15 protein-coding genes are annotated in these 20,221 nt (G+C 43.4%); 11 read left to right on the top strand and 4 right to left on the bottom strand.

Translation table 11 applies throughout. The features are described 5' to 3' along the window. Nucleotide 1: 1 nt before the first annotated feature. From DW182_RS01650 to DW182_RS01625, 6 genes are all read left to right on the top strand, one after another. Nucleotides 2–2,074: a RagB/SusD family nutrient uptake outer membrane protein gene (locus DW182_RS01650; RefSeq protein ID WP_118294427.1), complete on the top strand. Its 2,073-nt coding sequence runs from the start codon at nucleotides 2–4 to the stop codon at nucleotides 2,072–2,074. 331 nt (nucleotides 2,075–2,405) lie between these two features. Beyond that, a complete protein-coding gene (locus DW182_RS01645) occupies nucleotides 2,406–2,927 on the top strand; it encodes an RNA polymerase sigma factor (RefSeq protein WP_118294426.1) in 522 nt (173 codons plus the stop codon). Next, nucleotides 2,924–3,340, top strand: coding sequence for a hypothetical protein (locus DW182_RS01640; RefSeq protein ID WP_115501704.1), 417 nt, complete (start codon nucleotides 2,924–2,926; stop codon nucleotides 3,338–3,340). The genes DW182_RS01645 and DW182_RS01640 overlap by 4 nt, the downstream gene beginning before the upstream one ends. A gap of 21 nt (nucleotides 3,341–3,361) precedes the next feature. Continuing rightward, on the top strand, nucleotides 3,362–3,805 hold the full coding sequence (locus DW182_RS01635; RefSeq protein WP_118294536.1) for a DUF6108 family protein: 444 nt from the start codon (nucleotides 3,362–3,364) through the stop codon (nucleotides 3,803–3,805). A 34-nt stretch (nucleotides 3,806–3,839) separates the two neighbouring features. Next, complete coding sequence (locus DW182_RS01630) at nucleotides 3,840–4,715, top strand: hypothetical protein (RefSeq protein ID WP_118294425.1); 876 nt, start codon at nucleotides 3,840–3,842, stop codon at nucleotides 4,713–4,715. Nucleotides 4,716–4,848: 133 nt separating this feature from the next. Next, entirely contained in the window at nucleotides 4,849–5,316 is a 468-nt protein-coding gene (locus DW182_RS01625; protein ID WP_021967750.1) for a nucleoside deaminase, read from the top strand. 133 nt (nucleotides 5,317–5,449) lie between these two features. On the opposite strand, the gene DW182_RS01620 is transcribed toward DW182_RS01625, so the two are convergent. Together DW182_RS01620 and DW182_RS01615 are read right to left on the bottom strand one after the other, a co-directional pair. Next, a complete protein-coding gene (locus DW182_RS01620; protein WP_021967749.1) occupies nucleotides 5,450–7,039 on the bottom strand; it encodes an OmpP1/FadL family transporter in 1,590 nt (529 codons plus the stop codon). Between the two features lie 35 nt (nucleotides 7,040–7,074). Further along, nucleotides 7,075–8,463, bottom strand: coding sequence for a hypothetical protein (locus tag DW182_RS01615; RefSeq protein WP_118294424.1), 1,389 nt, complete (start codon nucleotides 8,461–8,463; stop codon nucleotides 7,075–7,077). A 281-nt stretch (nucleotides 8,464–8,744) separates the two neighbouring features. Here DW182_RS01615 and prmA point away from each other — a divergent pair, with 281 nt between their 5' ends. Beyond that, entirely contained in the window at nucleotides 8,745–9,587 is an 843-nt protein-coding gene (prmA, locus tag DW182_RS01605) for a 50S ribosomal protein L11 methyltransferase (RefSeq protein WP_117707354.1), read from the top strand. Nucleotides 9,588–10,000: 413 nt separating this feature from the next. Here the strand turns inward: prmA and DW182_RS01600 are convergent, their stop codons facing one another. After that, complete coding sequence (locus DW182_RS01600; protein WP_118294423.1) at nucleotides 10,001–10,861, bottom strand: glycoside hydrolase family 25 protein; 861 nt, start codon at nucleotides 10,859–10,861, stop codon at nucleotides 10,001–10,003. Nucleotides 10,862–10,973: 112 nt separating this feature from the next. Then, nucleotides 10,974–12,620, bottom strand: a complete 1,647-nt coding sequence (locus DW182_RS01595; RefSeq protein WP_021966993.1) for a diphosphate--fructose-6-phosphate 1-phosphotransferase — start codon at nucleotides 12,618–12,620, stop codon at nucleotides 10,974–10,976. 182 nt (nucleotides 12,621–12,802) lie between these two features. On the opposite strand from DW182_RS01595, the gene DW182_RS01590 reads away from it, so the two are divergent. The 4 genes from DW182_RS01590 (at nucleotide 12,803) to DW182_RS01575 (ending at nucleotide 20,214) form a co-directional block, all read left to right on the top strand. After that, nucleotides 12,803–13,072 carry a hypothetical protein gene (locus tag DW182_RS01590; RefSeq protein WP_007663915.1) on the top strand — a complete coding sequence of 90 codons (270 nt, stop codon included), beginning with the start codon at nucleotides 12,803–12,805 and terminating at the stop codon, nucleotides 13,070–13,072. Between the two features lie 9 nt (nucleotides 13,073–13,081). After that, nucleotides 13,082–13,636, top strand: a complete 555-nt coding sequence (locus DW182_RS01585; RefSeq protein WP_115501698.1) for a 1-acyl-sn-glycerol-3-phosphate acyltransferase — start codon at nucleotides 13,082–13,084, stop codon at nucleotides 13,634–13,636. 168 nt (nucleotides 13,637–13,804) lie between these two features. Beyond that, a complete protein-coding gene (locus DW182_RS01580) occupies nucleotides 13,805–14,608 on the top strand; it encodes an amidohydrolase (RefSeq protein WP_115501697.1) in 804 nt (267 codons plus the stop codon). Beyond that, nucleotides 14,605–20,214, top strand: coding sequence for an alpha-2-macroglobulin (locus tag DW182_RS01575; RefSeq protein ID WP_370449789.1), 5,610 nt, complete (start codon nucleotides 14,605–14,607; stop codon nucleotides 20,212–20,214). Before DW182_RS01580 ends, DW182_RS01575 begins: the two co-directional genes overlap by 4 nt. The last annotated feature ends 7 nt before the right edge of the window (nucleotides 20,215–20,221 follow it).

Here is a 20,221-nt window from a genome sequence, read left to right as displayed (position 1 = left end):
AATGAAAACTCATATCAAACATACATTTATTATTGGAGCATTAGGTTTCTGTTTAGCTGCCTGCTCTGACTTCTTAGACGAAAAAGGCTATAATACAGACTATAGTTACTATGAAACAGCCGATGGCATAGAAACTCTTGTAGCATCATGTTACCAAAATGGACGCGGCATGTTTTCCACCTCCAATACGCCTTCGGGTATCATTTTCCAGGAGATTGGTACGGATATGTATACCATTGGTGGGGATGGCGGTACTGATTTTGCTCTCTACACATCTACAATGAACCCTTCTAATGAAACTTTCTCCTCTTTTTGGACGGATTGTTATAACGGTGTGGCACGTGCCAATCTGGGATTACAGTACATCGCTTCAAACAAAGATATGAAAGAAGATATAAAAAGCATACGCGAAGGTGAGCTGAAATTTCTGCGTGCTTATTATTACTCCGTACTGGTAGTGCACTATGGTGACTGTCCGTTACTTTTGCAACCTATAGATAAACCGACCTTCAATTTTACACGTGCTCCGCAGAAAGAGATTTGGGCACAAATCATCCAAGATGCTACAGATGCTTATAATCTGTTACCGTGGGCAGATGCTGAAGGTAAAGTGACAGGTGATTACGGACGTGTCAGCAAAGGAGCTGCCGGACATTTATTAGCCAAAGCATACATGTTCCGTTATAGCCAGAAGTGGGCAGGAAGTCAATCGGATAGCCATATGAACGAAGACCGTGGTGCAGAAAGTACAGATCTGGATAAAGCAATTAAATACGCAAGTGCCGTATGTCATTTTGGTAGCGAATCCGGAAGCGGCAGTCTACATGAATTAGCCTCTGATTATTCCGACCTCTGGAGATACAATCCCAAAACCGGAGGTCCGACTCCCGATGATTATGCTGGTTCTGAGATATTGTTCAATATCCAATTCTCCACAGATCACTTTTATAACAATCAACTGGCAACAGATGTAAATACAGGAGGTAACTGGCTTCATATGATGTTTACCACCCAGGCAGAAGGCATGCCTATGACCACTGCAAACGGAAACGGCACTGAAAGTGTTAAATGGGGAACAAGTAACGGTATCGGACGTGATTTGATTACAGGTAGACCCTGGAGAAGAGCTTCTCCAACTCCTTTCCTGTATGAAGACAACGGATTATATGGACCACAGTATTATTCAAGCAATAAGCATGGTAAACTGATAGACTCAAGACTTTATAAATCACACATCTGGGTATACTATTGTAATCAGGCACCTAATGTTACTTGGACAACATTTTCTAATGCAACAGGCAATTTCGACCCTGCTAGTATCGGAGAAACGGTCGGTAATCAGCGCTATGCTATCGGTGACACAGCTATCGTCTTTTCAATGGAAGATGTCGACAAACGTTTTTCTAAAGGAACCAAGTCAGAAAAATTGGCTTTTGCCCGCGCCATAGAACCATACTGGTATATTCCAATGCAATCAATCAATCGCCCAGGTCTGAATGAAAGAAGCGATCGTGATGGTATTCGTAATACTTATCCCAGTCTGATTAAGTATCTGGATAGCCGGCGTACATCTGCCAACGATCAATCCGGTTATCGGGACTATTTCTGTTATCGTTTGGCGGAAACATATATCATGTTAGCCGAAGCTTTTGCCTTAAAAGGAGACTATACCAATTCTGCTGCTGCACTGAATATAGTACGTGAGCGCGCTGCATGGAAGGAAGGTGAAGAGAAAACTCCAAACTTCTACAAATATGATGGTGGTAACATAGCTAATATAAGTAAATCCACAGTAGAAGATATGAAAGTAACAGCGGATTTCCTGAGCACAATGGACGATGATCAGAAGCTTATATTCTTCCTGGATGAATATGGCCGCGAAATGGAAGGTGAATTACACCGTTTCGAACAATTAGTACGTAACGGAGCCGACTTCTTTGTAGCAAGAATAAAAGAACGCAGTGCACTTGCTGCAGAAAACATCCAACCCTTCCATCGTTTCCGTCCGATTCCACAAAAACATATAGACCGACTGGAACCGGCAGATCCAAATCCACAGAATTACGGATATTAATCAATAGGTTCTCTATTAAATATACAGATTGTATATTATGGCCTGTAGTCTCTTTTAAGAAATTACAGGCCATTTTTATTATTCTAACAGTTTTCAGAATTCAGTCATGAGTTCATCCTTTTTCTTTTACCCTCCAGTTTCAAATCCTTAGTTTTGTCTTGCCAACCAATCTTTGAATAGTGAACGACACACCAAAAAGATCATTAAGCAGTAGTTCATATTCTCTCAAAAAAGTAGGTGTTGCCAAAGCAAAATAAAAAATTGCTTTGCGCAACACTTTTTTTTATTTTTGATGTCACGTTCGTCTTACACGTTCGTCTTAGTTATGTAAATGGAACTCAAACAATTTAAAATATCCGTTCTACCCCTCCGCAATAAGCTATTGAATTATGCGCGGAAGCTGACCGAAAGTCCGGACGATGCAGAAGATGCCGTACAGGAAGTCCTACTCAAGCTATGGAATAAAAGGCTTGAACTGGAACAGTACCGAAGTATCGAAGCATTCGCCATGACCATGACACATAATCTCTGTATGGATATGTGGCGTACTAAACATATAACCAATGTACCATTGGAATATGTGCAAGATGCCACCCCCAGCGGAACACCGGAACGGCTGCTTGAGATAAAAGACGAAATCCGTCTGATGCACGAGATTATCAATTCACTGCCTGCCTTGCAGCGTACCATCATGCGGATGAAGGATATCGAAGAGTACGAAACAGAAGAAATTGCCGACATCACAGGTTGTAATCCGGAGGCTATCCGGAGTAACCTGTCGAGAGCACGGAAGAAAGTGAGGGAAATTTACATGCAAACCATACAAGAAAAAATAAGGAGGAAACAAGCATGAAGATAGAAGAATTAATAGATCGCTATTTTGAGGGACAGACCTCATGTAACGAGGAACGCGAACTGCGCCGTTTCTTCACACAAGAGAATATACCGGAATCCCTACAAGTATACCGTCCCCTGTTTGCCTGCTTGGACCAGGAAGCAAAAGCATTCCGGAAAGAAAGCATCCCTGCTAAAAAACTCTCTTTCCATCGACGCTTCATTTATATGACCGGGGGAATAGCTGCCGGACTATTATTACTTATCGGTATTGCAGGTACACAACGTTATCTTCATGCCACTCCGGATAACTATGTCATCATTGACGGTAAACAATACACCGATGAGAACCTTGTACGTGAACAAGCCCTTGCCGCTTTCCGCGATATGCGGACTACGGAAGATGAAGTACTTGACCTGATGTTTGAATAATAAAAATCAATAGATATGATTATGAAAAAGCTCATTCGTACCCTGCTATGCTGCCTGCTGTTTCTACTCAGCACCGGTATGTACGCCCAAAAGGGGCTACAAATAGCTTCCGTATTTCAGAAATACGGTAACGAGAAAGGGGCCACTTATGTGGAATTATCGAAGATGTTATCCAAAACATGGGACATAACCCATTACCAAAGCCTAAAGCTGTCGAAAGCTGAAAAAGCATTACCTGACATTTACCGTTGCCTGGAAGCCGATCGGGAATATGCCAAAAAGATCAAAGAGGTAATCACAGATGGACGTATTCAATCGGGATACTATCAGCTGCCTCCGGTAAAAGACAAAACCAATCGATTCATATTGTTCCGGCTCGGAAAGAAAGGCGAAGCTACGCTTATCTATATCGAAGGAGAAATAGACAGCGATGACCTTGTTACACTGATATTCAGTAAAGACTAATATTGAAAATTATAAATCACAAATAATAAATCTTATGAAACGAATACTCTTTTTATTTCTGATCATGGCTTCAATGACAGTCGTGGCACAAGAAAGCATCCCGCAAGACACAACCCTCTACCTCAACGGACGGAAGGTGGTTATTAAAGAACGTGATGGTAAAATCAAAGTAAAAATGTATGAAGCGAAAGCTGAAAATGACACCATAGAAAATACTCAGGTATTTGAAGGTGTGTATCTGGACGGACGCAGCATTGAGCGAACCACCACAGTTTCCGTACCTTTCGTGAAGAAAAAGAAAGGCTACTATCGCTTTGATCCGCACTACCCTGCTATTTACTTCGGTTTCAACAAACTGGCAAGCAGCACGTTCCAATATTCTGCCAAAGTACCGCAACTTGGCTCTAAGTCTTGGGAATGGGGAATTAATCTGTTCAATACCGGCGTAGCTATTACACGAGACAATCATTGGGGATTAACTACGACTCTCGGACTTGCACGCATCGTCTACAAATTAGATGATAACTATGGTTTCGAAAAAGTCGATGGCATCACTGTTTGCCGACAAGCCGACGATGTAGATTATCAAAAGAGTTGGCTGCGCTATTGGGCTTTCCGCCTCCCTGTCAGCCTGGAGTGGCAAACCAAATTTGGCAGCCGCCGTGCTTTCATTGCAGCCGGTCCGGAAATAGAATGGCGTGTGGGAGTTAAATCCAGAGCTAAATATGATAATAAGAAACACACTTTGAGCGATAAACTGAACACCCATCCACTTGGAATGAACCTGTTGTTGCAAGCCGGTTACGGTTGCCTGGGATTCAATGCCCGTTTTGCACTAACTTCCTTGTTTGAAAAGAACAAAGGCCCTGAACTCTACCCGGCTTCTATAGGCATAGGTTGGTATTGGTAAATTGTTTCAGGGGACGTTCTTTTTCATTTCAGGAGATGATTTTAGTTGTCTCCTGTAATCAGGTTCACAATCTTGGAGAATATAAAAAACATTGTTATCTTTGTCAGTAACACTAAAAAATAATCATTTCATTATGACCAAAGAAGAATTAATGAGAAAAGCGATTGAACTCTCTACGGAGAATGTCGCTAATGGTGGCGGCCCTTTTGGTGCTGTGATTGCCAAAGATGGAGAAATTATAGCTACCGGAACGAACCGCGTAACAGCCTCGTGTGACCCTACGGCACATGCTGAAGTCAGTGCTATTCGTGCAGCAGCCACAAAGTTGGGTACTTTCAACCTCAGCGGATGCGAAATTTATACTTCCTGCGAACCCTGTCCCATGTGCCTCGGCGCTATCTACTGGGCACGACTGGAGAGAATGTATTACGGAAACAATAAGACTGATGCCAAAAATATAGGTTTTGATGACTCTTTCATTTATGATGAGATCGCTCTAAAACCTGCCGATCGCAAACTACCCTCAGAAGTATTGCTACACAACGAAGCCATCAAAGCTTTTGAAGCATGGGCTGATAAGGAAGATAAAATAGCCTATTAATTCCTTGCAAAGCACTATTATTCAAGCATTTTTTAAAAGAAGTCCCCGGAGCGCTGCAATCGTTTCCGGGGACTTGGGTTTAATACACAAGGTATTTGCAATGAAAGGTTATTTGCTTTATATTGTTGTTCGTTTAGAAACGCATACCTAAAGTAAATAGCACCTGACTACGAGAGTTTGTTACTTTCGTTACTGCCGGTACATCATAATTACCATTATTACCGGGCAAAGCAAACGGATAAAAATCAGCTTTCTGAGTAGAATACTTATAAGCCAAATCAGCATAGAATGAAGAACCTCTATAACCGATACCTAATGTATAATTACTCAGTGATTTCGTATTTGCAAAGTCAGTATCTACATTCAATGAATTATAAGGAAGTGTCTTAACCGCATCATTCTTAAATGCAGCAGAGCTATAGTTGTAGCCCAAACGAAGAGCAAATTCCGGGATTACCTTATATTCAGCACCAATACGGAAAGTACTCACTCCTTTATTATTAATTTTTGCTTCTTCACTCTCATACTCCATTTTATCACCTTCCGGATAATAGAAAGCCATTTTCGAATAATCCTGATACTCATATTCGGCACCTAAAGCCAAATTACTTCCCACAGTATAACCTATACTTAAATTATATGTCCACGGAGTACGCAATTCAAACTCGCTCTTCATATCCTTATTATTCAATTCATAATAAGTATCATAAGAGAGATGTTCCTGAAACTCTTCACCTGTTTCATTATTCACATACCAAATATTCGATTGTATAGCTGCTCTGGTAGTATAAGTCAGTTTGTAAAAGGTTGGCGTATGGATGGCTAATCCAAGGCGCAAAGGCGAGTCTTCCATAGGACGAAGAATAAAACCGAACTTAGCATCCCAACCTGCACCATTGATACGGTTTTCACTGCTAATACTATAGTCATTACCTCCTCCCATATCTTCGCCATAGAAATAAGACTTACGATAATTTACATCGTATGCTCCGATGGTAACGCCAAAATAAAAGCGATCATTAAAGTTAAAAGCTATATTAAAATCATATTGATCCACTCCCCCTCTTTCTACAGACTTATAAGTAGCATAAGGGCTAATACCTAAGCTATAATAAGGATTATTAGGATCGTCATCTGTTTCAAATAAACGGGCATCCCATCCTAAAGCACCTAACCAGCCAACTCTGTCTTGATCATACGGAAGAATGTTTTTTTCTGTCAACTGTTGAAGATCCATTCCTGCACCATACATCTGATTTGCCTGGCTTGCCATCAAGTCTGTCTGCGACAAACCATATTGCCCTCCCATCGTCATTGTCCGATTGAATGATTTTGCTTTATGATAGTTAAATCCAAAGTTGACATAACGCAAGGTCGTTACATTCCCGAGCTTCGTAGAGAACACAAAACCTGCATTGTCAAAATTCCAACGGTTTTTATCACTATTAAATGTATTACTTCCTAGCTTACTCTCGACTCCCATACTGGAAAAGCCAAATGAAACCATTGCATCATTACTGCGATAGATACCAATACCGGCAGGATTTGTTCCAATAGTAGAAATATCACCACCCAAAGCTCCCATCGCACCACCCATACCTACAAAGCGGGCGGTTCCATTCAAATCTTTACTTATTATATTTGCTGCATCATATACAGTCTGTGCGCTCACACTTGTTGCTACGAGCACAGCCAAAGCTATTATCGTTGATTTCTTTTTCATACTCATTTCTTTTTTATGGTAAACACTCCATATAGTTATCTTCTTCTAGTGGAACCACCACTTGAGCGACTGGAAGAGCCTCCACCACTGCTACCGGATGAATAGCTGCTTGAACGTGAGCTACTACCGGAAGAGTAACTACTGCTTGAAGAAGAACGACTACTGTTATAAGAACGAGTAGTACTACTATTGTTGTTAGAACGTCTGCTATAATCATTAGAGTAGCTTCTGGTAGGATTAGTCGAGCTACCTCTATTATAAGTCGATGTAGAAGTGCTACTACGACGTGTAGTTCCTACAGAAGAAGAACGGGTAGAAGTTCCTCCACTATTACGAACACTTTCCACATTACTATTATATGAATTATTGCGCGTACTGCTGGGACGAGTATAAGTCGATCTCCGTGAAGAAGCAGCATCTCTTCGGGTATTCATTCCCGGACGTTCACTTCCTGAACGAGTACCTACCACTCTGCGAGTTGTACTACCTGAAGTACCGGTACTGCGTCTTACAGAAGTAGCATCCGAAGAACGACGTACGGTTTGTCCACCATTCGTTACAGAACTCCGGCGTGTAGTTCCTTGTGCAGTAGAAACACGATTTCCGTTGGAATAACGTGTTCCATCATGGCGTCTGTTCGTATATATGCTACCGCTATTCCAATGGCCACCTCCCCAGTGTCCACCGCCGCCGGGATACCAACCGCCTCCAGGATAGTAATGATGGTGATGGTGTCCCCATCCCCAACTCCAGCCGCCGTAGAAGCCGCCCCAACCATAGGACCAGCCGCCGTAACTATAATAAGGTGAGTAACCTCCCCAACCATAATAAGGATAGCCTCCCCATCCATAGGAGTTATAACGCCAATCCCACCACAAACGGTTAGAGAAAGTTGGGAAAGCATAAGCATACATTCCATCAGTATACACGTTCCAGTTCCATGTATCCAGACCGTAAACGACATCCCAATAGTATGGACTACTGATACTTATTGCATAACGAGGATTACGGAAACGTACGATACGCATAGCATATTCATAATCATCTTCCGAACCATCGAAGCCGTTTACCCATTCCCCTTCCGGATCGGGCACAGCTTTTTCTTTGATATATAAGGTATCGTCCTCCATTACGAAGTCATTCTCACGTGAATCATAGCGGCGATTATACTCATCTACATCACGTGTATTTCCTTTACGATCCTGAACTACAACCGTAGTATTCCCCGGCGACGTATAAACCGTAGTCGGTGCATTCGACTTTACTACAATCTCTTCAGCCGGAGCAGATGTTCTTTTCTTCTCCTGTTTCTTTTCCTTCTTACTCTTAGAAGGAGTGTAGTAAAGGTCGTCATCTATGCTCTGCGCCGAAACCATCCAAGGGAGGCACAAGGCAAAAAGCGATAAAAAAACAATCTTTTTCATATGGGTGTGGTTTATTGGTTTACATTTATCTATTTTATCACGTCACAAAGATAGCGATGGGAATTACCGTCTGCAGGAGAATTTCCCCAAATGATTATAGGGATTTCCCTAAATACCCTATCTTTAAAGAAGATAAGCTGCACCTCAACATAACTTTTTCATGCAAGCATGAAAGTTCTGCATTCGATTTGCATTATCTTTGCAACTAATAAACAAATATACAAAGAAACCGGTTCACCTCATCGGAACCCTCTTTGTATTTAACAATATATTGTATTCCAATGAAATATTTAGAATTTACTTTCCGCACTTCCCCTTGCACTGAAACAGTGAACGATGTGCTTGCCGCCATTCTGGGTGATGCAGGTTTTGAGAGTTTTGTAGAACAAGAAGACGGTATTGCTGCCTACATACAAAAGGATTTGTATGATGAGACAACTGTAAAAACAACTATTGCTGAATTCCCCCTACCGGATACAAAAATTGAATATACTTTTACAGAAGCTGAAGACAAAGACTGGAACGAGGAATGGGAAAAGAATTTCTTTCAACCGATTGTTATTGGTGACCGTTGCGTCATTCACAGTACTTTCCACCACGATGTTCCCCAAACTGAATATGACATCGTAATCAATCCGCAAATGGCTTTCGGTACGGGTCACCACGAAACTACCAGTCTCATCATCGGTGAACTGCTGGACAGTGACCTGCAAGGAAAGTCTTTACTCGATATGGGGTGCGGTACTTCTATCCTTGCCATTCTTGCCCGCATGCGTGGTGCTGCACCTTGCACCGCTATCGATATTGATGAATGGTGTGTACGCAATTCCCTTGAAAATATTGAACTGAACCATGTAGACAATATCGCCGTGTCACAAGGGGATGCATCTTCCTTGAAAGATTTAGGTCCGTTTGATGTGATTATTGCCAACATCAACCGTAATATTCTGCTAAATGACATGAAACAATATGTGCGCTGCATGCATCCGGGCTCAGAACTGTATATGAGCGGTTTTTATGTAGATGACATTCCATTGATTCAGGCAGAAGCTGAACGTAATGGATTGCAATTTGTACACCATCAGGAGAAAAATCGTTGGGCAGCAGTAAAGTTCAAACTTTAGCACTTACTCATCCAGTAGCGCAGCACTTTATTTGCGTAATTTGTGTTCTACTATGAAGCACCGTCTGATTCATATCTACACAATCAGACAACAGACAAGGAAGCATTTGACTTTGCCCTACTCTTTTTACAACTTCATAGTAAGTCCTATTGGGTGTTAACCTTGGTCAACAGGCCTGTCAACCTTGCTTGATCGGCCTGTCAACCTTGGTTAACAGGCCGATCAAGCAAGGTTGACATCCAATTATTCCTAAGAGTGAACAGGATGTTCCTTAAGAGAAAACAGAATCATACCTTATGTAAAACCCGTTAATACCTCATGATTAAAACAAACAACTATGGCAATCTTATCGTTTACACGGGGAAAAAAGGCTAAAAAACATCAGATATAAAAAGAGAGAACTTTCAACCAAATTATTTTTGTAAAGTGAGAGCCTGCAATTGTTCCAATGAGCCATTAAATACGTTCAAGTCAACTTCTTCCTTAATGCCCGGAACATTGCCTACATCAGTATGTTGCCAGAAGTGCCAGGGACCTTCGTACTTGACGGAATCTACGTAATAATGAGCAATCCAGTAGGGATACGTATTGAATACCGAATCATTAAGATAGCGGCTTTTAAATTTATAGGAAGTATAAAGAATAGGTTTCACACCATAATGCGACTCTACACGGTCGAGCCAGGTTTTAACGGCAATCTTCAGATCATGGGGCGTACTTTTACCAATAGTTTCGACATCAAGTACAGGGGGGAGATCACCGGGAATAAGCTGAACCGTACGGATAAAGAAATCAGCTTGCTTATGGGGATCTGTTTTGGGAGAAAAGAAATGGTAAGCCCCACGGATAAAACCATAACGATGTGCCTGATCAAAATTGAACGGGAAAGTATCGTCAGCATGGTCACCACCCTCAGTGGCTTTCATAAAGACAAAATGGATAGGAAATTTGGTTGTTTTATTAGATGTCAGTTGTACCCAATCTATACTACCTTGATAATGGGAGATATCAATGCCATGCACTTCATAGTCACAGGGCATACAGACACCATATCCTTTCTGACCATAACAAGGCTTCCAGCGATAAGCATACGGGCGAATGAAAAACCAATAAAACCCGGCAGAAAACACAGCAATAATCCCAACAGCAAGTATAGTACGCAACCATGTGGGCATGATACGTTCTTTGCTCTTTTTCTTACCGCGGCGTGCAGCAGGTACAGCAGAACGGGAAGTTATTTTCCGACGAGGTGTAGAATTAGTTTTAGTTGCCATGCATTAGTTAAAATAGAACGCAAATCACACAAATTACGCAAATAGATTATTCAAATTTGTGTAATTCATGTAATTTGCGTTCTTCTTATTCACTTTTCGTTAGCTTGCTGATTTATTTAGCTTGCTCTAACTGCAAAGTCTTTGTCGGCTGGTCACAAACTTCTGTAGGTCCGAAGTACTGAATCGGTCCCGGATATACATAGTCTGTAGTGATAGCCCACTGATCGCGCTGAGCAGCAAATGCCTTGAATGGAGCACCATCCAGTTTCACCAGAGCTTTCTGGATAACCGGTTTCATTTCACCGTGACGGCGTTCCATGTTCATCATCATCGTGATGGGCACACCACCTGCAATCCATTGGTCAGCAGGAGCTGTAGTGTTGCGTACAGAAGACATATAACCAGTCTTGCCGTTAGCAATCAGAGAAGCAGCTGTATAACCCAGTGAGTAGCAATAGTCAGCATCGTAGTTAGACGGAGCAGCGCAACGGCCTTCATAACCGAAGAAGTGATGTTGAGAAGCGAACTTACCAACAAATTTACCTTCTTCTTTCCATGCAGCGAGCTTAGTAGCCACCATTTCCGACAACAGTTTTTCTGTTTCAATCAGAGATACCTGTACGTTTCCGTGCGGGTCGCGATCCAGCGTCAGCTGACGTGCAACGCCTTCGGGCAGGCTGGCATAGATAGCGGCATTTTCCGGAGACAGTTTGCGGATGATATAATCACGTTGGTGTGACTTCTTAATCTGAGAGAATTCCTCAGCATTGGCAGCAAGGAAGTCGTTCAACTCAGCGATCAGACGTTTCATAGCCGGGATAAACTCAATCAGACCTTCAGGAATCAAAACTGTACCGAAGTTGTTGCCTTGAGCAGCACGGTTGGCTACTACCTGTGCAATGTAAGTTACGACATCGTCCAAAGACATATCTTTTGCCTCAACTTCTTCTGATACGATACAAACGTTAGGTTGCACCTGCAAAGCACATTCCAGTGCGATGTGAGAAGCAGAACGTCCCATCAACTTGATGAAATGCCAGTATTTACGAGCAGAGTTACAGTCGCGTTGAATGTTACCGATAACTTCAGAGTAAACCTTACAAGCAGTGTCGAAACCGAAAGAAGTTTCAATCATTTCGTTCTTCAAGTCACCGTCGATAGTCTTCGGACAACCGATTACCTGTACTCCACACTTCTTAGCTGCATAATATTCAGCCAGTACGCAGGCATTCGTGTTTGAGTCGTCACCACCGATAATAACCAATGCTTTGATATCAAGTTGCTTCAGGATTTCCAGACCTTTTTCAAACTGGTCTTCTTTCTCCAATTTGGTACGACCGGAACCGATGATATCGAAACCACCTGTGTTACGGTATTCGTCAATGATGTCTGAAGTCAGCTCCATATAGTTATGATCTACCAAACCGCCGGGGCCAAGGATGAAACCATATAACTTACTGTCTTTATTCAAATTCTTGATACCGTCGAAAATACCGGAAATCACATTGTGACCGCCGGGAGCCTGACCACCGGAAAGGATAACGCCCACATTCATAGCAGGGAAGTTAACCACTTCGTCAGTAGCCTCAAACTTGATCAAAGGCATTCCGTACGTATTAGGGAACAATTTTTGGATAGCTTCCTGATCGGCTACAGATTGAGTAGCTGCTCCAGCTACCGCCTTAACGGCACCCTTCAGCGCTTTCGGAAGTTTGGGCTGATAAGCAGCCCTTGCAATTTGCAATGCACTTTTTGTCATTTTATCTAATTATTTAAAGGTGTTAGTAAAGTTTCGTTCAAAAGCGTCGCAAATTTCGTGTTTTTTTCTGAATTATGAAAGGAAGCGCACATCAAAAAAAATATGAAATGTTGGTTTATACCGTGGAAAGTACTTATCTTTACCGGAAATATTTCAATTTATTCACTTAAAACGTAAAGATTATGGCAAGTAGAAGAGAACTTAAGAAAAACGTCAATTATATCGCAGGTGAACTGTTCATGGAGTGTTTGGTAAATAGCTTATACGTACCCGGAACCGATAAAGCAAAAGCTGACGAACTGATGGGTAAAATCCTAAGTATGCAAGATGAATTTATCAGCCGCATCAGCCATACCGAGCCGGGAAATGTAAAAGGTTTCTACAAGAAATTCCGCGAAGACTTCAATAAGGAAGTAGACGCAATTATTGACGCTATCGGTAATCTGAAGTAAGCACCGGGAATGAAAAAAGCAATATATAGCTTTATCTACTATCGCATTTTGGGATGGAAGACAAACGTGACGGTGCCGGATTATGATAAATGTGTGATAACTGCAGCACCTCATACATCTAATTGGGATTTATTTATCGGCAAACTATTTTACGGAGCTATCGGGCGGAAAACCTGCTTCATGATGAAAAAAGAATGGTTCTTCTTTCCGCTGGGACTAATATTCAAAGCCGTGGGTGGCATACCGGTGGATCGGGGACGTAAAACATCATTAGTAGACCAGATGGCGGCAAGATTCGCCAGAAGCAAGAAATTCCAGCTTGCCATTACACCGGAAGGCACCCGTAAGGCAAATCCGAATTGGAAAAAAGGATTTTATTTTATTGCATTGAAAGCGCAAGTGCCTATTGTAATGATAGGTATTGATTATACCACCAAAACGATTTCTGCGACAAAGGCGATCATGCCGTCGGGAGATATCGAAAAGGATATGCGCGAGGTAAAGCTCTATTATAAAGATTTCAAAGGAAAGAACCCGGAAAACTTTGCTTTAGGAAACATTTAAGTTTCAACTGCAGGATTACGCAAATTATACGGATATGACCCGAACCATATCAAGTCCGTGTTTGCTCCGTGTCTAAGACTACGGATTTGGTACGGACTTGACACGGGCTTGGTAGGGGGAAGAATTTTCTTCCTTCAATGGATAGGATTAAAACTGATTTTTTATAGTATGCGCGTAACTCTATTACAGACAAATATTGTTTGGGAAGATAAACAAGAAAATCTCCGCTTGCTCCGGGAAAAGCTGATAAAGCTCCGTGGAGAAGCGGAGATTGTTGTCTTGCCCGAAACTTTCTCTACCGGTTTCAGTATGGACAGCCGGAGGTTGGCTGAACCGGTATCTGGTGAAACAATCTCAACCCTGCGTCAATGGGCGGCAGAATTCCAATTGGCTATTACGGGCAGTTACATAGCCTGTGATGAAAGTAACGCCTCTCTCCCAGTCACCCCTTGCTACAACCGTGCTTTTTTTCTGACTCCCGAAGGAGAAGCTTATTATTACGATAAACGACACCTCTTTCGCATGGGGCAGGAAACAGAACATTTTACAGCGGGTAGCCAACGCCCTGTCATCTCCTACCGAGGGTGGAATATACTGCTGCTGGTCTGCTATGACCTTCGCTTCCCGGTATGGAGCCGGAACGTAAATAATGAATATGATCTTCTGATATACGTTGCCAACTGGCCCGTTCCCCGCCGTCGGGTGTGGGATATTTTGTTGCAAGCCCGTGCACTCGAAAATATTAGTTATGTTTGCGGCGTCAATCGCATTGGTACGGATGGAAATCAAATACCATATAGTGGCGGCAGTGTCATTTATTCGCCAAAGGGCGATTTGCTTGCCAGCGTGCCCGACTATGAAGAAGGAACCGCCACCGCAACTCTCGACCTCTCTGTACTGAGAGAATTCAGACAAAAATTTCCCGCATGGAAAGATGCGGACGCTTTTTCAATTAGATTATGGAACGAATGAGAACTAAACACCGTATAGCTGACAAGCTATTCTTTCTGTTACTGACTATCGCAGTTTTTTCCTCTTGCGCAAACAGCAAAAAGGATATTGTTCCTTCTGCCGAGTATGCACCTTTTGTGAATGCATATACGGGAGGAGTTATCTCGCAAACTTCGAATATACGCATAGAACTGACACAAGATCAGCCTATGGTAGATTTGAACAATGAACTGAAAGAAAATCCATTCAGTTTCTCCCCATCTCTGAAGGGTAAAGCCTATTGGGTCAGCAACAATACGATTGAATTCGTTCCTGAGCCAGGAACTTTAAAGCCGGGAGAATTCTATGAAGGTACATTCCAATTAGGTCGGTTTGTAGAAGTGGACAGTCGCCTGAAAGAATTCAAATTCTCTTTCAGAGTACAGGAGCCCAATTTCACACTATATGTTGAACCGCTGACAACCATCGACATAGATAGCCATGGCGACCTGGTGACGCTGAAAGGCGAAGTACGTTTCAGTGATGCCACTCCCAAAGAAGCAGTTGAGGAAATGCTCTCTGCCAAAAGTGGAAACGGCCAAAGCTATCCGGCCAGTATCACTCCGACAGATCATTCGACACGCTATCAGTTTGAAATAGCCGGTGTCATCCGCGAAGCGGAAGACTATCAGTTGGAAATCACCGCCAATGGCAGTCCTGCAGGAATCGACCGCAAACTGGCAGAAAACGTACTGATCCCTGCCAAGAATGATTTCCGTTTCCTCTCTGCCAAACGCATTGACGAACCGGAAAATGGAATTGAAATAGTATTCTCCGATCCTGTTTCTACCACACAAGACCTGAACGGATTGATTGAAATCCCCGAAGTATCATCTTCTATATTTCAAGTGGAGAATAATAAAGTATACATCTACTTTGAAGCCAATCAACTGAGCAAACTGACTTTGAAGATACATGAAGGAGTGAAAAACAGCCGAGATAAATCGCTCGGAAAGTCACACTCCATCGCATTCAGCGAACTGAATCTGAAACCACAAGTGAGTATGTCTACATCAGCCGCTATCCTGCCCGACTCCAAAAGTTTGATCATCCCGTTCCGGGCAGTCAATCTCTATGCGGTAGATTTAAGCGTGATCCGTATTTTTGAAAACAATGTACTGATGTTCATGCAGACCAATACGCTCTCATCCGCCAGTGAACTGCGCCGTTCCGGACGATTGGTTTACCAAAACACATTGTGGCTGAGTAAGGACAGCACAAAAGACGTACACCGATGGGAAGACTATTCAATAGACCTTGCCGGACTGATTCGGCAGGAACCGGGTGCTATCTACCGTGTCATACTTTCTTTCCGGCAAGAATACTCTGCTTATCCTTGCAGCGGGACAGAAAAACAAGTGATGAGCTTTGCAGACAATACTGCTTCAGAGGGATTGACAAAAGTCAGCGGAAATAGTACTTTCGAAGAAAATGAAGCAGAATGGGATACACCGGAAACTTATTTCTACTATAATGGTAACATAAAGATGGACTGGAGTCAGTATAACTGGCGGGAACGTAACAATCCTTGCCATCCCTCCTACTATATGGACTCTGACCGGGCAGCATCGTGCAACGTATTTGCCTCCAATATAGGAATGATTGTAAAACGGAATTCACTGAACAAGCTATGGATTGCCGTAAGCAATATCCTGGATACCAAACCGATGGAGAAAGCTAAAGTAACTGTTTACAACTTCCAGTTGCAAGTCATCGGAACCGGTGAAACGAATAGTGAAGGATTTACGGAAATCACTCCGCAAGGTGTTCCTTTCATTGTGGTAACCGAAGTAGAGAAGCAGAAAGCTTACGTTCGTGTGGCAGATGGCGAAGAACAATCTGTCAGCCGGTTCGATGTAGGCGGAAAAGACATTCAGAAAGGATTGAAGGGATTCGTCTATGGCGAAAGAGGGGTATGGCGACCGGGAGATACGCTGCATGTAAGCTTTATTATGGAAGACCGTGAAAAAAGGATTCCGGATAAACACCCCGTAGCATTGGAATTGTATAATCCGAGAGGACAATTCTATACCAAAATGATCTCTACGCAAGGTGTAAACGGTTTCTACACATTTGACCTGCCGACACGCCCCGAAGACCCGACGGGATTATGGAATGCTTACGTCAAAGTAGGTGGAACCGCTTTCCACAAAAGCCTCCGCATAGAAACAGTGAAGCCAAACCGCCTGAAAATTAATCTGAAACTGCCGGAGAAAGTGATACAAGCCTCCGCCAAAGAGATGCCCGTAATGCTTACTTCCACATGGCTGACAGGCGCCACAGCTTCACGGTTGAAAACCAAAGTGGAAATGTCCCTGTCAAAAGTAAATACGCAATTTAAGAACTACGGGCAATACATATTCAATAATCCGGCTACCGAATTTACAACTGTGAAAAACGATGTATTCGACGGAACATTGGATGCGGAAGGAAAAGCCAACTTTATGTTGAAACTTCCGGCTGCCACCAATGCTCCGGGAATGCTGAATGCAACCTTAACCAGCCGTGTATTCGAACCGGGAGGAGATGCCAGTATTTACACGCAAAGCATTCCGTTCTCTCCATTCTCATCTTATGTGGGTATTAATCTGAACCAGCCGAAAGGAAAATACATCGAGACAGACCAAGATCATGTATTCGACATTGTCACCGTAAATGCAGAAGGACAAGTAGTGAACCGCTCCAATCTGGAATATAAGATTTACCGCATCTCCTGGAGCTGGTGGTGGGAAAACCGGGACGAATCATTCGGAACATACGTCAACAGTAGCTCCATCACTCCCGTAGCCAGTGGCAATATACAGACTACAGGCGGAAAGGCAACCTTCAAATTCCGGGTAAATTATCCGGACTGGGGACGCTACCTGGTTTATGTGAAAGATAAGGAAAGTGGGCATGCCACCGGTGGAACTGTTTATATAGACTGGCCGGATTGGCGCGGACGTTCAAGCAAGACAGACCCCAGCGGCATTAAAATGCTTGCTTTCTCTCTGGATAAAGACTCGTATGAAATAGGTGAAACGGTAACTGCTATCATTCCTGCCGCTGCGGGAGGACGTGCACTGGTAGCCCTGGAAAACGGTTCAACCGTTCTGCAACGTGAATGGATTGAAGTTTCCAACAATGGAGATACAAAGTATTCTTTCAAAGTGACTCCGGAAATGGCGCCGAATGTTTACCTGCACATCAGCCTGTTGCAGCCTCATGCACAGACAGTGAACGATTTGCCGATACGTATGTACGGTGTAGTTCCGGTATTGGTGACTAATAAACAAACTATATTGCAACCGCAAATTAAAATGCCGGAAGTGTTGCGGCCGGAAACGGACTTCACCGTTACCGTCAGTGAAAAAAGCGGCAAGCAGATGACATACACATTGGCCATTGTAGACGACGGATTACTCGACCTGACTAATTTCAAGACTCCCGATCCGTGGAATGAATTCTATGCCCGCGAAGCATTGGGCATCCGCACCTGGGATATGTATGACGATGTACTCGGAGCATCTGCCGGACGCTACAGTTCATTGTTCAGTACGGGCGGTGACGAAACACTGAAACCGGCCGATGCAAAAGCGAACCGCTTCAAGCCGGTAGTGAAATTTATCGGTCCGTTCTATCTGGATAAAGGAAAACAGAAGACGCACACGCTGAAACTACCGATGTACGTAGGTTCTGTACGTACGATGGTGGTAGCGGGGCAAGACGGAGCTTATGGAAAAGCGGAAAAGACTTCTTTCGTGCGGACACCGTTGATGTTGTTGTCCACACTGCCCCGTGTGCTGAGCACACAAGAAGAGATTACTGTCCCGGTAAATGTCTTTGCCATGGAGAAGGAAGTGAAGAATGTATCGGTATCCATCCAGGCTTCAGGTGGAGGTGTGCAAGTAATCGATCCAAATAAACAATCCATTACTTTCAGTCAACCGGGTGACCAACTCGTTTACTTTAAGATAAAGACCGGAAGTAAAACAGGAAAAGCAACGATACATATCACTGCCAGCGGTGGCAGTCAGCAGGCGAAAGAGACCATTGAAATCGAAGTCCGGAATCCGAATCCGGCAGTGACCTTCCGTAACAGTCAATGGGTGGAAAAAGGAGAAAGTGTAACACTTCCTTATGCATTGAATGGTGCTTCTCCAGCAAGCAGCCGTATATTGCTGGAAGTTTCACGTATTCCTTCGGTAGATATCAGCCGCAGGTTCGACTACCTGTACAATTATCAACATCATTGCACGGAACAACTGACTTCCAAGGCTCTGCCGCTGTTGTTCGTCAGCCAGTTTAAAGCTGTGGATGAGGAAGAAGCTCAAAAGATTAAGGTCAACGTACAGGAAGCGATACGACAACTCTATGCACGCCAGCTTCCGAATGGCGGTTTTGTTTACTGGCCGGGGAATGCCAACGCTGATGAGTGGATTACTTCTTATGCGGGTATGTTCCTTGTATTGGCACAGGAGAAAGGCTACGCTGTCAACTCGAATGTGCTGAATAAGTGGAAACGTTTCCAACGTGCTGCTGCCCAGAACTGGCGGATGCCGGATCAGGATGACAGTTGGGGTCACTGGCAAACGGAAGTGCAACAGGCATATAGGTTGTACACACTGGCATTAGCCGGTGCACCTGAGCAGGGTGCCATGAACCGTATGAAAGAACAAACTAACCTGTCTCTGCAAGCCAAATGGAGACTGGCAGCCGCTTATGCCCTGACGGGTAAGATGAAACCGGCTGAAGAATTGGTATTTAAGGCGGAAACCACCATTGCCCCCTATTCTTCACAGAACTACATCTATGGTTCGTATGATCGTGACGAAGCTATGATATTGGAAACTTTACTCCTGATGAACCGCGACCAGGCGGCATTGCAACAGGCGAAAAAGGTATCCAAGAATCTGGCCGAAGAGAATTGGTTTAGTACACAGTCCACTGCTTTCTCATTGATGGCAATGGGACGCCTGGCTGAAAAGCTTTCAGGTACTCTGGACTTCACCTGGACATGGAATGGAAAGCAGCAACCCGTAGTGAAATCAGCCAAGGCTGTATTTGCAAAGGAACTGTCCACTTCACCGGCTTCGGGGAATATTATAGTAGAGAATGAAGGTAAAGGCGCATTAAGTGTGGATCTCATTACACGTACACAGTTACTCAATGATACGTTGCCCGCAATATCCAATAACCTCCGCCTGGACGTAAAATATACGGATATGAACGGAGCGACGATATCCATAGATGATATCAAGCAAGGAACAGACTTTATGGCAGTCATTACTGTAGGTAATATCAGTGGAACCACTGCTTACAGCAATTTGGCATTAACACATATCCTGCCGTCAGGTTGGGAGATTTACAACGACCGGTTGATGACTCCGGAAGTGACGCCTACCCGTGAGTATACCTACCAGGATATTCGTGACGACCGTATATTGACCTATTTCGACTTGCGTCGCAGCGAGCTGAAAAAGTTCACCATAAGACTGCAAGCTACGTATGCAGGTAATTTCATTCTGCCGGCTATCCAGTGCGAAGCCATGTATGACGGTTCGGCACAGGCACGAACCAAGGCAGGAAGAACGACCGTCAGCCGTTAAGTTCGTT

This window comes from Bacteroides sp. AM16-24 (assembly GCF_003471885.1).
Lineage (GTDB): Bacteria > Bacteroidota > Bacteroidia > Bacteroidales > Bacteroidaceae > Bacteroides.
The sequence above is the reverse complement of the archived record's forward strand: the minus strand, read 5'-3'. Positions and strand labels throughout refer to the sequence as shown.

Coding starts and splice junctions, on each gene's coding strand:
- DW182_RS01625 (WP_021967750.1), top strand. CDS start 4,849: ATGACCAAAGAAGAATTAATGAGAAAAGCGATTGAACTCTCTACGGAG.
- prmA (WP_117707354.1), top strand. CDS start 8,745: ATGAAATATTTAGAATTTACTTTCCGCACTTCCCCTTGCACTGAAACA.
- DW182_RS01585 (WP_115501698.1), top strand. CDS start 13,082: ATGAAAAAAGCAATATATAGCTTTATCTACTATCGCATTTTGGGATGG.
- DW182_RS01635 (WP_118294536.1), top strand. CDS start 3,362: ATGAAAAAGCTCATTCGTACCCTGCTATGCTGCCTGCTGTTTCTACTC.
- DW182_RS01590 (WP_007663915.1), top strand. CDS start 12,803: ATGGCAAGTAGAAGAGAACTTAAGAAAAACGTCAATTATATCGCAGGT.
- DW182_RS01575 (WP_370449789.1), top strand. CDS start 14,605: ATGAGAACTAAACACCGTATAGCTGACAAGCTATTCTTTCTGTTACTG.
- DW182_RS01600 (WP_118294423.1), bottom strand. CDS start 10,861: ATGGCAACTAAAACTAATTCTACACCTCGTCGGAAAATAACTTCCCGT.
- DW182_RS01620 (WP_021967749.1), bottom strand. CDS start 7,039: ATGAAAAAGAAATCAACGATAATAGCTTTGGCTGTGCTCGTAGCAACA.
- DW182_RS01630 (WP_118294425.1), top strand. CDS start 3,840: ATGAAACGAATACTCTTTTTATTTCTGATCATGGCTTCAATGACAGTC.
- DW182_RS01645 (WP_118294426.1), top strand. CDS start 2,406: ATGGAACTCAAACAATTTAAAATATCCGTTCTACCCCTCCGCAATAAG.
- DW182_RS01595 (WP_021966993.1), bottom strand. CDS start 12,620: ATGACAAAAAGTGCATTGCAAATTGCAAGGGCTGCTTATCAGCCCAAA.
- DW182_RS01580 (WP_115501697.1), top strand. CDS start 13,805: ATGCGCGTAACTCTATTACAGACAAATATTGTTTGGGAAGATAAACAA.
- DW182_RS01615 (WP_118294424.1), bottom strand. CDS start 8,463: ATGAAAAAGATTGTTTTTTTATCGCTTTTTGCCTTGTGCCTCCCTTGG.
- DW182_RS01650 (WP_118294427.1), top strand. CDS start 2: ATGAAAACTCATATCAAACATACATTTATTATTGGAGCATTAGGTTTC.
- DW182_RS01640 (WP_115501704.1), top strand. CDS start 2,924: ATGAAGATAGAAGAATTAATAGATCGCTATTTTGAGGGACAGACCTCA.